The sequence below is a fragment of the Steroidobacter cummioxidans genome, assembly GCF_003104955.1.
This window is the reverse complement of the sequence record NZ_LSRW01000017.1, coordinates 25,746-42,297: the sequence shown is the minus strand read 5'-3', so window position 1 is coordinate 42,297 and position 16,552 is coordinate 25,746. Positions and strand designations below refer to the sequence as shown.

Below are 16,552 nucleotides of genomic sequence, written 5' to 3'. Positions count from 1 at the left end.
TCAGCCGCTGGTGCCGTAGCGCAGGACCTGGGACGCATCCTGCGCACCCAACATTTCCAGATAACGGCCGGCAATGTGCGTCGGCCCGAACTGGGCGATCGCATAGGCACGTGCCCGCTCACCGATGCGCTCACGCTCATCGTGATCCTGCAGCAACCTGACGATGGCACGCACCATGTCTTCCAGGTCGGTCGCCGTGTGTCCGAGCTGGCGTTGCCTGATCTGCGAATCCGGATCGAAGAACGCCACCACCGGCACGCCACGCACCCAGGCCTGCAGGAACGTGTTCGGGAAACCTTCGATCTGCGACGTGTTCAGGAATATTTTCGCGCGACTGAACATCGTCCCCACGTCGGTGTACGGCACCGCGCCCGGACAGGTCAGGTTCGGTATCGACTTCGCCGCCTCGGTCACGGTACGCAAATATTCGTCCGTTCCGGGCAGCGCGCCACCCGCCAGCGTAAAGCGCACCTCCGGCAGCCGTTGCGCCAGCTCGAGTACGATCTCAGGACGCTTCACCGGCCTGAGATTCGACACCCACAGCACATCGATATCTTTCTCCGGCTGCGGACCGCTGGGCATCTCCACGGCCATGTCGAGCACTTCGCTCTTCAGCCCATAATTCCGCTGTAGCAAGGTGCGCTGCTGTTCGCTCTGCGCGACGATGAGGTCGGCATTGCGCAAGCCGTACTCGTAAATCTTGCGATCCCGCCAGTAGCGAATCAGCTGCTTGCCGGGAATGCAGGCCAGATCCGAGGCGATACGCGAGATGAACCGCTTGCCATGGCGGCGGCAGAACCAGGCGGTGATGCCGGTCGCCGCACCCGCCGGCGACTGATAATAAACATCGGCATCGATGTCACGTAGCGCGGCGATCATCCCGGTCAGCCGCGGATGGGCGAAGCGAAATACCGGAATACCTTCATCGCGCGTATAGGGCGCGATTGCGCGAATTCCGTCGACGTACGTCTCCCGGCCCTGACCGTGATCGTGCACGACCATCGATACTTCATGACCCAGGTCGCGCCAGGCCCGCGCCAGCAGCACGTGCTGCACGGATTCGCCCCCTACGTACTTCGCGCTCTTCAGCTGCGCCAGTTGCGGAAAATCTTCGAGGCCGACAATGCAAATCTTCATCGGTGGTTCCAGATCGAATCAATGACGGACAGCGCCGATCCAGCCATACGGATCCCCTCGTTGCGGTGCCAGCACGGGTTGGTTTGCGGTCACAGGTTCCGGTACGGCCTCCCGGGCGATCATTGCGAGGCGCATGCTCACGCCGGCGTATGCCCAGAAATAGATCCAGGGCACATAAAGATCCACAAAGAACGTTGCAGTCGCGTAGGTGATGGTCGCGACCACGAAGCCGGCCAGCGGCATGCGCAGGCGATCCGGTGCCACCGCGAACGAGCGCAGTGCGGTCCGCACCGGAATGACCAGCAACAGCACACTGCAGATCAGGCCGGGCAGCCCCAGGTTGAACCACTGCGCCAGGTAGTAGTTATGCGGCGAATACCGGAACGGCATGATCCAGTAGGCATTCCAGCCGAAGCCGGTGAGCAGCGTCTGGGGGTGCTGGAACATCATCGCGATCGCAGTGGACCAGATCTCGGTGCGGCCCGAGGAGGTGCTGCTCATGTCCTTGCTGCTGAAGTCGGCAACCACTCGCTCGTACAGCAGATCGCCGAAGCTCAGGCTGACGATGACCAGGATGACCAGCAGCGCGCCGCCAGCCATCAGGCCCCAGGTGAAAATCTTCCCTAACGACAAATAACGACGGAACAGATAGGCACCGAACACCGTGGCCACGAAGACTGCGACGAACGCACCGCGCGAGACTGTCATCAGCAGCGTACCTGCGGTGAGCGCGGAAGCCGCCACCCAGATCCATCGACGCCAGCCCTTCGAGGCCAACGCCATCGCAACTGCGCCAGGCAGGGTCAGCGCAACGAACGCGCCGTATTGATTCGACTCACCCACCGCACCTTGGACGCGCCCGTCGCTGCGACGCTCGATGTCGCCGATTTGCACATAGCCAAACGCATCCAGCACTGCGACTGCGTGCGATACGATCCACGACAGCAGCAGACACTTCAAAACGAACGTCGCATCTTTCTCCGAGCGCGTGCCATAAAAGAACACGAGGAAGAACAGCATGTAGTCGACCGCGCGATTCTTCAGGTCGAACGCGCTGATCAGCACGTCGTAGCGCGGATAATCGATGAACAGCACGATGGCCAGATACGTGAAGATGGAATAGGCAATCAGCACGATGAACGTCACGTTCATCGACTGCAGCTGGATCTTGAACTTGCGCCCGTTGGCGTAGCTGAACACCAGCCCCATGACCAGCATGTAGAGCAGGAAGTTCTTGATCTTGACGCCGGGCGCCGGGCCCGGATCCCACTGGAATACGCTGCTGAGGGTCAGAAACAGCGTGAGTATGGCCAGCACGAAACGCATCAGCGCTGCCCTCCGCCGTGGGCTCTTCGATCAGTATGAATGCGCCGGCCAAAATGCACGTACACGTCCGCCTCGGTGAAATCCGCTGTCAATGCCGAGCAGAGCAAGTTGCATACCAGCGCCGATCCTTGATGCGAGCGCGTGATTGCGCCATTTCATCCTGCTCAAATCCCCGTTTGGTTGTAATTATTGCAAGCACCGCTTCAGTACTTACATTGCAACCGCGCCAGCTCTCATCCGGCCATGCGACGGTGAGTTGCATGAAAGCGCACGGCCGAGGCAACTCCCCGACGCGACATGCCGCTAGCAACCAAATGGACACCGTCTTTCAACTGCAACGCGGACTGCATCAGCGCTGACATGGTGCGCGGCCTGGTGGCGCGAACCGGCTCGTAACCAAGCGCCTGCATGCCGTCCCAGGCGAAGGATTCCACCGATGCGATCTCGTCCGGATTCAGGCGGCTTTCGAACTTGCGGCAGTTGTTGCGCATGATCTGCGTGCGTCCCGCGGCGTCGCCCCGCTCCTCCACCGGTTGCGACAGCTCGGTCAGGCTCGAGTAGAAATTCAGTCCGAGAAAGCGACAGATCCGACGCATCTGTGTGTCCGGATCTCGTAACAGCGCTTCGAATCTCACCTCCAGGCAACGCTCGGGCATGCTCGAGCACTGGCGGTGAGCGGCCAGCACGTCATTGCTCCAGCGCCACGCCGAGCGACGAATGTCTTTGCCCCACGCATTGCGCATGGAAACGCAATGATCGCGCACGTCACGCACGATGTGCAGGATTCGCCCCGTGGGAAAATGCCTGAGGATGAGCGGGATCTGTCGAATATAAGCGGGCGACTTGTCGGCCCAGATCGTGCCCGACTCGCGCTCGGCACCCAGCTCGTAACGCGCGAAACCTTCGAACAAGCCATTCACATCGAAGCGGTCATTGCAGGCGTTGCGCCAGTCCTGCCAGTGGAATGGCCCGCGCTCGGCGGGACGGAAGTTGAAATAGTTCGCACTGCTCAGTGCAGCGGCCAACTGCTCGAATGCCGCAGCCGTCGTCGGCTCGCCGTGCCGCTCGATCCACTCGTGGATGAACGGCAGGAAATCGGTCTCGGGCTCGAGCATGCTGATGCGGGGATGCCTGCTCAGCAAGCCGCGTAATAGTTTCGTGCCCGATCGTGGCATGCCCACGATGAATAAAGGACTGTCCCACGCGGCACCGCCGCGAGCTTGCTCCAGCGTCATTGGTAACTGCCTCGCTGCGGCGACGTAACCAGGATGTAACCACTGGAAACAATGCCTCGTCCGAACCCAAAGTTCGCGGACAAAGGGTCGCTATTCGGCGACGCGATTCAGGGTTTGGCGGGCGCTGCCTCGGTCTTGCGCAGTCGACCCAGCATGGCGGCGACTTCAGGCACGCGAAACAGTACCAACAGGATCAGGAACAGCGCCATGAACACGGCCGAGCCGAGCATCACGCCGGCCAGGCCGAAATAATCGATCCAGAACGAGCCGATGAAGACCACTGACGCGAGCGCCGCGGCCAGTGCAACTTTGCCCAGGTCGCCCCAGCGCGCCAGATCTTTGATGCCGATGTTATATGCACGCATGGTGCTGCGACTGAGTACCAGCCCCTCGGTCCAGCGTGAAATGACGAACGCCAGCGCTGCGGCAGGCAAGCCCCAGATCGGCATCACTGTCACGAGCAGCAACAGATTCAGGAGAATGGCGAACAAGCTGCTGGTGACGATGGGCGCAGTCTTGTTCACAGCGCGCAACGCGACGCCGAAATCGAACACTTCGCGCACCAGCACCAGCAGATAGATCTGGAAGATCAGCACCGCCGGCTCGTAGCTCGGGGAGAACAGCGTCACGACGAACGTATGCGCGAACTCGAACAGCACGACGCCGGCCACCGTCAGCAGAATCATGGACACCACGGTCGAGCGGCGCCACAACGCCAGCGCGCCCTCGCCCTTCGCGCTCTTCAGCGCCGCCAGTTCGGGCAATACCGCATCCGATATCGAATTGCGCAGTACGCCGATGACCGGCTGAATGTGAGTACCGATCGAGTAATGCGCCAGCGCGACCACGCCGAGGGTCTTGGTAACGAACAGATTGCCCAGGGATTTGTTGAGCGTCACCAGGATCAGCGCCAATCCCACCGGCAGACAGTATTGGAACTGCTCGCGCCAGCACGATTCCTCAGCTTGCTGATCCGCGCGATCGATGCTGCGCGACGCGCGGTGCCACGCGATCAACGAGACCGCGATGCGCACGGCTTCGAGGCCGATGAGCGCCCAGATGATGGGCATCACATCGCGCCAGATCGACGCAGCCGTTACCACCACCACGATGCGCGCCACCAGACGACCGGTCGTATAAGCGAACACCGGCACCGGCCGTTTCAGCGACAGCCAATAGAACTCCCAGAAATCCAGATTTACGAACAGCAGCACATACAAGGCAACTGGCAGTTGCAGGCCGCCGAGGATGGCGCCGTTGGACAGAAAGTCTGCGAGCAGGGTGATGCCGAGCACCAGCACGCTGGTACCGAAGGTCATGGCCAACGCCTGCCGCACCATCTGCCGCACGCTGTTCGGCCGCGACGGAATGAAATACAACAGACTGTTGTTGATGCCGAAGGCGCAGATGCTCGTGAGCAGGCCCGCGTACAGCAGGAACTCGCGATACCGGCCGAACTCTTCGACCGACAGCAGCCGTACCAGCAGGATGGGGCTGATGACCAGCAGCCCCTGATTCATGAACCGCGTGATCGAAATGATCGCGGTCCGACTGACTAACCCGGCGATGACCCTACTCCTGCGACGGAACGGCGTCTTGCAGCGGCGGCGCACCGGTGGCGCGCCACACCTGCGTCAGGCCATCCCTGCCCTGGTAAACGACTTCGAACTGTTTCGAGTGCAGCACCGGATCCATGTCGCCTCGCATGCCCCTGCGCTTGTCGCTTTGATTCTCGCCGCTGCCGATGACGAAAATGCGATGGCCGCGCTGCGCGCGCAGCAGATCTTCCAGCATGGCGGCGCTGCTGATGACGCCGGCGCCGGTATAAAAATCCTGGATCCGGCCGTTCTTCAACTCCACATAGCGGCGCGCGTGATTGCGACCCATCAGCCAGTAATCGACGTGGCCCAGATAATACGTCTGCTGCAACACATCCTCGGCGACGATCACATCGGCGTCGACGATGTTCTGAGCTTTGATGAACTCCGCCGCACCTTTGTGATCCGGGTGCGACTCATATCCGGAATTCACCGCCGCCGCCACCTGGATCGGATCGACCACCAGGGCTGTCGTCACGACAATGGCAGCGAGCTGCGCCGACCGGGCTCTCAGCATCGATATCTTCCGCGACGCTGCCCATGCCTGCAGCCAGTCGAGCGCCCGCTGCGCGAAAGCAAATGCGCACACCATCATCGGCAGCAGTGACGCCACGGTATAACGCGGCGGCATGCTCCAGACAAAGAAGCCGATGGTGAACATGGGAATCCAGACAGCGAGCACGGCCAGCAGCACGTAATCGGTGACCCGACGGCCCTTCATCAATTGCCACAATCCCCAGACGATCGCGGCCAACGCGAGCACGCCAGCCACTTCCGAAAACTGCAGGATACGAGCATAGGGCCAGATGCTCGGCTGGCCGACCAGCGCACCGATGATTTTCTGCAGCGAGCCGGGCGTCGATGCCAGCAGGCTGACATGGATCAAGGCCAACAGACCGCTGCCCAGGGCAAAGATACGGAATCTGCGCCAGATGCGCGGCCCGCCGAACCGCCGCGCGATCACAATCGCCGCGACGAACAGCAGAAAAGCCACGTGATAGTACAGCTTCAACTGCAGCAGCAATCCGGCCAGCAACAGCGTCGCCACACTGATGGCCGCGAGTCGCTGCGGCACGACTCGTGACAGATGAATTGCAAAGAACGCGATCGCCAGCCCCGCGATCCACAGTGCGATCTCGAACGTCAGCGCGAAAGCCTCCGGCGCACGACTGCGATCCCACAGGGGCGGCCCAAGATCCGCTGCGTATTCCGGCGGCGGCACCGGATAGTGTGAATCCACCCACGCATTGATCAGCAGGTACGACGCCATGACGATGGCGGCGGACACGGCGCCGTAGAGCAGCTTGCGAAGATCGCCTTGCAGGATGCCGGGCATTAGAAACAACAGCGCGGTGGTCACCGCGAGCGCCTGGAGCTCGATGCCAATGACCAGGGCAACCACTCCTCCCAGCAGCCAGACGGTGCGCCCGCTGCGTTCCCACGCGAACACGCACACCATGCAAGCGGCGACTGACGCCAGCAAAAAAATATACATCCGCGCCGTCTGGGAATACACGATCATGGCGGGCAGCAGCGCGACGGCAGTGGCGAATGCCAGATTCCAATACGGACGCAGGAAACGCCGGCCCGCGAGCCATGACCAATAGATGGTCAGCACGCCGCACAGCGCGGATGGAAATCGGAACGCCCATTCGGATTCGCCGAACAATCTCACCGAGCCTGCCATGAGGTAGAGCTCGGTCATGCCGCGCGGATAAAACATTCCACTCGGCAGGATGGGCGCGCCTTCACGCACGATGGCCATCGCGGCCATGCCCATGGTCTCTTCATCGCCATGCAGGCCGACATTGCCCAGGCCCCAGAAGCGTAGCCACGTGCCGACACCGAGGATCGCCAGCAACATGACCCGATGCGCGAGCTGATCGCGCTCCAGCGGCGCGGTGGTACGAAACAATTCTGACAGCGAGCGCAGGAAGCCGCCCACGTGGTCCGTCAGCGTCGGACTCACTGGCAACAACCCACGATTGGCCGCATCCGGAAACATGGACGACCCCATAAACTTACGATTGTGCTAATAAGCCTTGTCGGTCTTGAATAGTTTCGGCACGGTGAGCACCAGGATTTTCAGATCCAGCCACAGCGACCAATTGCGCAGGTACTCCAGGTCGTAATGCACTCGCTGCTGCATGTCCTGCAGGCGCGGCGTCGGGCCGCGGAAGCCGCTGATCTGCGCCAGGCCGGTGATGCCGGGCGGCACTTTGTGTCGCACCATGTAGCCCTTGATCAGGCGTCGGTAGGCTTCGTTGTGTCCGACCGCGTGTGGGCGCGGACCGACCAGGCTCATGCGACCTTGCAGAACATTTATGAGTTGCGGCAACTCATCGAGCGAGCAACGCCGCAGGATGCGTCCCAGCGCGGTGACGCGCTCGTCGTTGGCACTGGCTTGATCTAGCCAGCCAGCATCCTCGGCCACCGTCATGGTGCGAAACTTATAGATCACGATCTCGCGACCATCCAGCCCATAACGACGTTGCCGGAACAGCACGGGCCCCTTGCTGGTCAGTTTGATCGCGGCAGCGAGGGTCAGTAACAGCGGCGCGGTGGCGACCAGCACGGTCGAGGCGATGATCAGATCCATCAGTCGCTTGGCCACGCCCCAGTAGCCATAGAACGGGCTCTCGCGCATGGCAATCACAGGCACGCCCAGGATCTCGCCAGTGCGCGCCTGGAACTGATCGGAAACCAACACATCGGGCAAGTAATAGAGCGAGGCGGTGGTGTCGCCCAGCTTGTCCAGCAAGTCCTGCACGCGCCGGATGTGACGCAGCGGCAGCGCGATGAAAATCACATCGATGTCGTTCTGTTTGATGTACTCGGGCAGCTGCGCCAACGGGCCGAGCAGCTTCTGGCTGGCTGCCGCTTCGAGCCGCTGGGCGCTGCGATCGTCGAAGAAACCTTGCACGCGCATGCACAGCTCGGCGTGCCTGGAGAAACGTTCGGCCAGCTGCTCGCTGGTCTTGTTATAACCCGCGAATACGACCTTGCGGCCGTTACTCGGCCGGCACAGCACGCGGCGGGCAATTTCATCCAGCAACAGCATGCTGGGAATCAGTAGTGCGGGCGTGGCGACTGCCCATATCAGTATCACGGGCGTCGAATACGCGCGCGGATAGCCGGCGATGTAGCCGATCGTCAGCAGTGCCAGCAGCAGCAGTGCCCAGCGAATCAGCAGCCCGCGGGATACCATCACGCGCGGTGCGATCAATTCCGCTGCCGGGGTACGCGGCGATTGCAACAAGGCGATCGACAGAATGGTGACGATGATCGTCACCGCATTGAAAGAGTCAGCGGATGCGGTGCCGGTCACCTCGGCCAGCGCATATAGAGTGAGAATCGAAACTGCCGCCGGCGCAGTCGCACGCAGCGAGAAATAGACAGCCGCCAGCGCCGACTGACGTTTGAACAGCAGCGGTGGCGTGATGTCGTAGGCCGCAGTCTGCTGAGGAACGGAAGTGTCGGAAAGCTTTACTTGTGACAGCCGCGGCTGCGGCGCGCGGGCCAGCTTTACTGTGCTCCGGACCGCGCTGTCGGGAACTGCGCTCATTCAGTGGATCCACGAACTCTTGAGAACATTCGACGAGTCGCCGCAGCGACCTATCAAGATCCCAGAGCAAGATGCGTACCACGAACGCAAGACGCGGGAGTGGCTCGCCACCCCCGCGTCATTCCTGATCCAAGCTATCCGCGGCGCCCGCTACGGTCGAGCGGGCTCACCGAAATTACAAATTCAGGGTTGTAGAAGTTACCGATCCAACGTCGGCGCTTCCGGAGAGCTCGACGAGCGCCCTTCGACCTGCGCTGCCATGCGATGCAACCAAAGCTCGAGGTTGGTGTAACCGCTCGCAGTCACTTCGTTGGGATTCGCCGGCAAGGTCAGCGCGCGACGATTCTCGGCGAGCGCCGGGTAACCGCCACCATTGAGCTGACAGCGAGTCGTGCCGTTCGGTGCGACGCAGTTGATCATTCGGCCGGTGCCGTTGCGCGTCTGATTGATGATGCGCGTGTCGACGGCGTCGCGATCGGCCGGACGGGCCCCCGCAAACTTCAGCACATGGTCGCGCACCACGTTCTCCGACGTCGGCAACGTCGTCATGCTGGCCGGCCAGGCGAGCGGTGAGGTCGACTTGAAATTCGTCAGGTTCAGCGAGCCGTAGATCGAGCCCGCCAACGACGAGGCCCACGCATCCGACGTGCTCGACGCGCCATGCAGCACATTATCGGAAAGGAACACTTTGGCGCCCGAGCGCAGCGTCGATGCGTCGCCACGAAGGCCAATGGGCGCTGTCCTGCTCCAGGTGTCCGGACCGCGCACGAACACGTTACCGACCACCGAATTCTGGGTCACCAGACCCCGGCTCTGCAGATCGACGGCCGTATTGGCCCAGTTATAGATGAGATTGTTCACGATGACGGTACGCGATGCGGCAGTCATCGGATTGCGCGACTCCATGTTGGCGAACAGATTGCCCGCCAGCGTGGCACTGCCATCCACCGGCCCGATCAACACGCCGAAGCCGTGCTTGCCGTCGGGATGGATGGAGTCGTGCAGCGGCTCGGCAAAGATGTTGTTCAGCAGGCTGATGTTGTCCCAGTACTGCCAGGCACTGGCGACCTCGTCCAGCGACCAGGTGAAGGTGCAGTGATCGACGATCACATTGCTGATCGGCGCCTCGCGCGGTGCTTCGATCTTCAACGCATCGCGATTGTCGGGCGGCTCGCCGCCGGTGGCGTCGCCCGGGCGCACGCGAATGTGCTGGACCAGCACATCGGAAGCCCTGATCAGCAGACCCGAGCCACGCAGCGTGATGCCAGGCGACGGCGCGGTTTGACCCGCAATCGTGATGTAGCGATTACGGATGGTGAGGTCATCGGGCAGAGTGATCGTGCCGGAGACTTCGAACACGCATACGCGCGGACCGCTGGCGTCGACACAAGCCTTGAGCGAGCCGGCGCCGGAATAATTCGTGTTGGTGACACGAATGACTGTGCCGCCGCGTCCGGCAGGCGTGGAGATGCCGTGACCGATGGCACCTGGTATCACCGGTACAGCATTGGCGAGCGGCGCCATTCCGCAGGCGAGAGCCACGGCGGCCGCGAGTCGGGGAATCTTTGGCTTCATGACAGGATTCTTCGCAGTAGACAACGTCGTTACTCCATGGAGAGTTTCAGCGGCGACGCGAGGAGCCAGCCCGGGCCTACCACCAAGCATTTCTTGCAGGTGAAAAATGGGTGAGCCGCTTTGCAACTCGGGAGAAAAGTTACAAGCCCGCTTGCAACGATTACATCGGCTAAGCCCTGAAGCCCGGCGCAGCTGTACTGGGTTGACGTAGGGCGATTGCCTGCGGCCGATCTACGACAGTAGCCAGTCTCGCAAACCCGCCCTGCGCGCTCGTCGCAACGGGAAGTCAGACGTGCCCAAAAAATCCCTGCGCGATGGGCACTGAAAGTGCATCGCAAGCGTTGGGCCTGAACACCTCGAGCAGTCGTCGGATGCAACGTACAACAGCCCCCCTGGCACAGCGCGAATATGACTTGCTGATCATCGGAGGCGGCGCCTTCGGTGCCGCCGCTGCGCGCGATGCGGCCTTGCGCGGCCTGCGAACTGTGTTGTTGGAGCGAAATGACTTCGGCGGCGGCGCCTCGGCCGAATGTTTCAAGATGGTCCACGGCGGGATTCGTTATCTGCAGCATGCAGACCTGCCTCGTCTGCGAGGCTCCTGCCGCGAAAGATCGGCGTTGTTGCGAATCGCTCCGCATCTGGTGAATCCCCTGCCCATTGCCATCCCCACCTACGGGCGGGGTCGCAGTGGCAAAGCGTTTCTCGGCACTGGCGCCCGGATATACGATCTGCTCACGTTCGACCGCAATCGCGGCATTCGAGATGCCGACCGTAAAATCGGCAATACGCGGCTGCTTTCGCGCAGTGAGGTGCTGCAAATGTTTCCTCATTTGCAAACACCGGACCTGAGCGGAGCCGTGGTGTTCGAAGACGGCCAGATGTACAACGCCGCGCGCCTGGTACTTGCTTTCGTCAAAGGCGCGGTCGCCGCCGGCGCAGATGTTTGCAACTACGCTGAAGCGGTGCGCTTCCTGTGGTCGGGCAACAGGGTGCGCGGAGTTCGCGTCCGCGACCAGCTCACTGGCGATGAATTCGATGTACGCGCCCGCCTGACGTTGAATGCCGCGGGCCCCTGGGCCGACTACCTGCAGAACGATGCCGAGCATTTCGGCAGCCCTCGGCGGCTGCCGTTTTCCCGCGATGCTTATTTCATTGTGGAGCGCGCGCCCACATCGTCGCATGGGATCGCCATACAAGGCTTGAGCCGCGACAAGGACGCGCTGCTCGGCCGTCAGACCCGACATTTGTTCGCCGCGCCCTGGCGCGACAAGACCCTGATCGGCGTGTGGCACAAGCTATTCCCCGAATTTCCGGATCGCGCCCAGGTGCTGCCGGAGGAGATCGAGGAGTGGCTGGCCGAGATCAACTCTGTCTATCCGATGCTGCAACTGAGGCCTCAGGAAGTGAGCTTTGCGCACTGTGGGCTGGTGCCCTTCGGCGAAACCGCGACTGCCACCGAGCTGAGCTTCGGCAAGGAGTCGCGGCTGATCGATCATCGTCATGCGCACAACGTGCAAGGGCTCGTGAGCCTGGTCGGCATCCGTTTCACGATGGCGCGCGTCGACGCCGCTCGGGCGCTGGATCTACTGTTGAAACAAGCCGAGCGCGCGCCCCCCGCCCCCGCCAGCGACCGCATCCCGCTGCCGGGCGGCGATGTCGAGAATTTCGCCAGCTTCCAGAGCGCGGCCTGTCGCGCATTGCCGGCGGGCGTCACGACCGAGAGCATGCAGGCGTTGCTGCGCAATCACGGCAGCAGCTATCGCGCCGTGCTCGATGAAGGCAGCAATGCCACGGTGGCCAGCATTCCTGGCACCAGCACACTCACCGCCGAAATTCGTTACGCGGTAAGCCAGGAAATGGCGGTGCACCTGGAAGACGCGGTCATGCGCCGGACGGATCTTGCCGCCGGCTCGCACCCAGGCCGGGCAGCATTGCTCGCCACCGCGGCTGAGATGGGCCGGCTGTTGTCGTGGTCAGCCGAGCGTTTGCATCAGGAGATCGCCACGACGGAACACACTCTGCAACGGCATTTAGCGCACGACTCCAGCTCGACGCCTGCATCAGGTCGAACGGCACCTCATGCGACTGCTGGCGACGCCAGTGCGACGGCATCACCGAATCATGGCGCGATGCTTGCAGAAACCACGGTAAGAGCGACTGCATGACTTCATCTCCCCAGAAACTGCTCGTAACAGGAGCCTCAGGATTCATTGGCTCGAGACTCGCGTTACGCGCTTATCACCTCGGCATGGACGTACTGGCGACAGGCCGTGCCGAATCAACTATCGAAAACGAACGGCTGCAGGACTTGCGTGCTGCCGGCGTCCGCGTCGAAGCGGGCGTGCTGCAGGATCTCGCGCTGGTAGATCGGCTGCTGCAAGGGCGCGATACAGTGATTCATCTCGCCGCCGCTCAACACGAGGCGGAGATGCCCGAGAGCTATTTTCGCGCCATCAACGTCGACGCCGTGCGTACCTTGCTGAGCGCATGCCGCGACCACAATGTCCGCCGCTTCGTCTATGGCAGCACCATAGGCGTTTATGGTGAGGCAAGCGAATCGTTGCTGGACGAAGACAGTCCGCTGCGTCCGCAGAACGTCTACACTCGTACCAAGGTCGAGGCCGAAGGTATCGTGCAGTCCTTCGCCCAGCACTTCGAAACGTGCATCGTGCGCATCGCCGAGACGTATGGGCCCGGCGATCAACGGCTGCTCAAGCTGTTCCGGAGCATCGCGCGCGGCCACTTCGTCATGATCGGCAGCGGCACCAACCGTCGCCAGTGCATTCACGTCGACGATCTGGCGCGCGGCCTGCTGATGGCCTCGCAGCACCCCAAGGCGATCGGCGAGAAGTTCGTGTTCGCCGGCAGCGAGATCATGACCACGCACGAGATGGTGAGGCAGATCGCCGGCGTGCTGGAGCGCAAGCCGCCGCGGCTGAAATTGCCGCTGTGGCCGTTCATCGCGGCGGCCGGCGTCATGGAGACCACGTTGCCGCCGTTGCACATCGCGCCACCCTTGCACAGCCGACGCCTGGATTTTTTTCGCAAGTCTTTCGTATTTTCTACGACCCGGGCACAGTCGTTGCTAGGATTCCAACCGGCGATCGATTTCCGTACCGGAGCGGCCGATACCGCCAGCTGGTACCGGGCACGTGGCCTGTTGCCCCGTCCCGCCGTCACGGAGGTCGCCGATCGGCAATCGGCTTAAGAAACTATGTCAGCGAACTTTCACAGCTCCTTTCGTTCACGTCATTTGCGCCACCGGCGACCTTTGCAGCGGCCCGCAACCTTGGATCTCGACACGACTGCGGACGTGCACGACGAATTTACTGCGGATCTGGAGCCGGCCACGGTCGACATCGTGCCCAGCGAAGTGCCGCATCCGGCGTTGGCGAGCTCCACGCAGCCACGCGTGCCCGCCGCAGAGCCACGCGCTGACAACGTTGCTCATGACTCCGAGCTTCGCGACTCCGCCCTGGCCGAAGCAGCAAGCCCTGCCGAAGCGCCGCAGGACTCCACCGGCCCCATCTTTGCTCGCGAGCCGGCGACCACGCCCGATGCGACTGCTCGCATGCCCTTACCGTTCGGTCGCCGCGAGCCGTTCGTGTCAGCGCCTGCAGCTTCTGGCCCGATCACCGCCGATGTGCCGGTCGCGCCTGCGGCTGCTGTCGTCGAGAGCAAGCCGGCGACGAACAGTGCCGAGCTGACGGACGACGTAGCAAGCGAGCACGTGCCGCTGGTCACGACCACGGTTCCTCGCAAAGCCGTCCCGAAAGCTGCCGAGTCGCGGCGGCCTGCGCTGGCGCCCGGCAAAGTGCTCTGCGATCGCTACTTGCTCGAGCAAGTCATCGGCTGCGGCGGCACCGCCATCGTCTTCCGTGCGCGCGACATGCTGTCCGCCAAGGGCGCCGCGCCGAACCTGCAAGTCGCGATCAAGACTCCGCGCCCCGAGCTGGGCAATCCCGAGCGCGCCGCCAGGCGCCTCAAGCACGAGTTCGAGCATGCCAGGTTGCTGTCCCATCCCAGCATCGTGCGCGTGCTCGATCTGCACGAAGACGAAGGCCGCAGCTTCATCACCATGGAACTGATCCAGGGCAAATTGCTCTCGCAGCTGCTGCGTGACTGGACCATGGTGCCCGTGTCGCTGGCTTACAAGATTCTGCGCCAGTGCGCCGAGGCGCTGCGGTACGCCCACAGCCAGAACGTCGTGCATGGCGATTTCAAGCCCGGCAATGTTTTCATCACGCCCGATGAGGGCGTGCGCATCGTTGACTTCGGCACTGCCGCCGGCCCGACCGCCAACGATTCGCGCATTCCGGCGGGCACGCCTACTTACGCGAGCCCTGAAGTGCTCAGCGGCGACACGCCGGATCGACGTGACGACGTGTTCAGCTTTGCCTGCGTGGCGTACGAGCTGCTTACTGGCCAGCACCCGTTTGGCCGGCAGTCTTCGTTGCAGGCACGCGACGAAGGCAAGATTCCGCCGCGCGCATGGAACCTCTCGACCTCGCAATGGCTCTCTTTGCTCTCGGCCTTGTCATGGAAGCGCGAGCAGCGCCCCGACAGCGTCGAGGATCTGCTGACGCGCCTGAATCCGGAGCAGCCGGTGGCCGCAACGCCGGCGCCCATTCATGTCGATCCAGAGGAAGTCGTGCCTGCCGAGCTACCCGCAGACCTGATGCCGAAGCAACGCAGCTGGGGCTTCTTCGCCTTCATCGCCTGTGCATTGCTGGTCACGTATTTCGCGTTTCAGCGCCAGAACGACGATGGTCCCGCGCCGTCGCTCGCGCCAGCAGCTGCGTCGTTGCCAGCGGCATCGACGCCACCAGTTGCTGCCGAGCCCGAGGCTGAACCAGCGCCGTCCACGCCTGCTGCTCCCGAAACGACGATGGATGCGACGACAGAGGATGCAGCTACCGCTGCTGCGGCTCCCATCGCAGCCAGCAAGCCGAGGCCAGCAGCGGCGCCGCTGAGTGAGATCTCGTTCGAATCGTCGAGCGTCGTCACCAGCGAGAGCTCGGTTGCGGCGGTATTCCTGATCAAGCGCTCGCAGCCTTTGTCCGGCCGCGTGAGCGTGAGCTGGAAAGCCTTGAGCGGCACGGCAGACGCCGGCATCGATTTCGCCTCCGACGCGGGAGGCACAGTGACGTTCGCGGACGGCCAGGCACAACGCGCGATCTATGTGCCGTTACGCAACGATCTGTTGAAGGAAGACGACGAGACGTTCTACGTCGAATTATTCGCACCCAAATCGGCGCGGATCGGCAAGGTCGGTCGCGCCCAAGCCATCATCCGCGACGACGATTAATAGCAATCAGCTGCGGATCGCCACCGCAGCGACTTTCTTGCTCAGTACGCTCACCTTCTTGCCATACATCCTGAACAGAATCCGCATGCCCAGCTCCAGCACGCTGGTGACGGCCAGGCCCACGTAGTTGAGCGGATTCTTCCAGAACACATACAACTTCAACGCAAACGGCTTGATGTCACGGAAGCCGCCGAGCTGCAACAGCTGGCCCAGGCTGTATTCCGTGACGATGTAAAAATGGTCAATGTTGTGCGCAAGGTTTTCAGCGCCGACAAACGGATTGGCGCCATTCATCGCATAGACGATCACGCGACCGTTGGGGCGCAGCGCGGCGTGACACAACTGCAGAAACTCGATGGTCTCCTGATGAGTGAGATGGTTCAGCTCCTGCTCCGGAATGATGACATCGAACTCACCGTGACATTTTTCCAGGTACGGAAAAGCTTCAGCCGCTTCACACGGCAGATTGCGACGCCGCGCATGCTCGACCTTGGCGGGATCGGAATCGATGCCGATGACGGACTGGTAGCCCGCCTGAGCTAACACATTGACCAGATAGCCCGGCCCGCAGCTCACCACCAGAATCCTGGCGGACTTGTCGGCCGGCAGATGCGGCAGGTAATTGGCGCGATAGTAGGCTGCAAACGAGCTGTAGCCCGCCTCGATGTTGGCAGGCGCCTGCCAGTACGAATCGAATGGCTCCAGACGCGCGGCCATGACCCGGCGTTGCGGCGCCGTGCGTTCGGTAACGATTGTGGGCTGAGCACTCATGAGCCGATATCCCCAGAAAATTCCGACCGTGAGGTCA

General features: G+C 62.2%; 11 protein-coding genes. 3 read left to right on the top strand and 8 right to left on the bottom strand.

The genetic code is table 11. The annotated features are described in order from the left end of the window. The 7 genes from D0550_RS10465 to D0550_RS10435 all read right to left on the bottom strand — a co-directional run bounded on the left by D0550_RS10465 (position 1) and on the right by D0550_RS10435 (position 10,436). Positions 1 to 1,137 (bottom strand): glycosyltransferase family 4 protein, encoded by a 1,137-nt coding sequence (locus tag D0550_RS10465; RefSeq protein ID WP_116809135.1) that lies wholly within the window; start codon positions 1,135 to 1,137, stop codon positions 1 to 3. Positions 1,138 to 1,155: 18 nt separating this feature from the next. Continuing rightward, entirely contained in the window at positions 1,156 to 2,463 is a 1,308-nt protein-coding gene (locus D0550_RS10460) for an O-antigen ligase family protein (RefSeq protein ID WP_116809134.1), read from the bottom strand. A 233-nt stretch (positions 2,464 to 2,696) separates the two neighbouring features. Further along, entirely contained in the window at positions 2,697 to 3,698 is a 1,002-nt protein-coding gene (locus D0550_RS10455; protein ID WP_116809133.1) for a sulfotransferase family protein, read from the bottom strand. Between the two features lie 107 nt (positions 3,699 to 3,805). Then, the gene (locus tag D0550_RS10450) at positions 3,806 to 5,311 is read right to left on the bottom strand and encodes a lipopolysaccharide biosynthesis protein (RefSeq protein WP_275129233.1); all 1,506 of its coding nucleotides are present in this window, start codon (positions 5,309 to 5,311) and stop codon (positions 3,806 to 3,808) included. After that, positions 5,271 to 7,301, bottom strand: a complete 2,031-nt coding sequence (locus D0550_RS10445) for a glycosyltransferase family 39 protein (RefSeq protein ID WP_161965754.1) — start codon at positions 7,299 to 7,301, stop codon at positions 5,271 to 5,273. The genes D0550_RS10450 and D0550_RS10445 overlap by 41 nt, the downstream gene beginning before the upstream one ends. Positions 7,302 to 7,328: 27 nt before the next feature. Further along, positions 7,329 to 8,861: an undecaprenyl-phosphate glucose phosphotransferase gene (locus tag D0550_RS10440; RefSeq protein ID WP_116809130.1), complete on the bottom strand. Its 1,533-nt coding sequence runs from the start codon at positions 8,859 to 8,861 to the stop codon at positions 7,329 to 7,331. A 198-nt stretch (positions 8,862 to 9,059) separates the two neighbouring features. Further along, positions 9,060 to 10,436, bottom strand: coding sequence for a pectate lyase family protein (locus tag D0550_RS10435; protein WP_153067107.1), 1,377 nt, complete (start codon positions 10,434 to 10,436; stop codon positions 9,060 to 9,062). Between the two features lie 371 nt (positions 10,437 to 10,807). Here D0550_RS10435 and D0550_RS10430 point away from each other — a divergent pair, with 371 nt between their 5' ends. The 3 genes from D0550_RS10430 to D0550_RS10420 all read left to right on the top strand — a co-directional run bounded on the left by D0550_RS10430 (position 10,808) and on the right by D0550_RS10420 (position 15,744). Beyond that, positions 10,808 to 12,601, top strand: a complete 1,794-nt coding sequence (locus tag D0550_RS10430; protein WP_161965753.1) for a glycerol-3-phosphate dehydrogenase/oxidase — start codon at positions 10,808 to 10,810, stop codon at positions 12,599 to 12,601. Then, the gene (locus D0550_RS10425; protein ID WP_116809127.1) at positions 12,598 to 13,644 is read left to right on the top strand and encodes an NAD-dependent epimerase/dehydratase family protein; all 1,047 of its coding nucleotides are present in this window, start codon (positions 12,598 to 12,600) and stop codon (positions 13,642 to 13,644) included. The genes D0550_RS10430 and D0550_RS10425 overlap by 4 nt, the downstream gene beginning before the upstream one ends. Before the next feature lie 105 nt (positions 13,645 to 13,749). Beyond that, positions 13,750 to 15,744 carry a protein kinase domain-containing protein gene (locus tag D0550_RS10420; RefSeq protein ID WP_206606194.1) on the top strand — a complete coding sequence of 665 codons (1,995 nt, stop codon included), beginning with the start codon at positions 13,750 to 13,752 and terminating at the stop codon, positions 15,742 to 15,744. A 6-nt stretch (positions 15,745 to 15,750) separates the two neighbouring features. Here the strand turns inward: D0550_RS10420 and D0550_RS10415 are convergent, their stop codons facing one another. Next, positions 15,751 to 16,515, bottom strand: coding sequence for a class I SAM-dependent methyltransferase (locus D0550_RS10415; protein WP_116809125.1), 765 nt, complete (start codon positions 16,513 to 16,515; stop codon positions 15,751 to 15,753). Positions 16,516 to 16,552 lie beyond the last annotated feature (37 nt).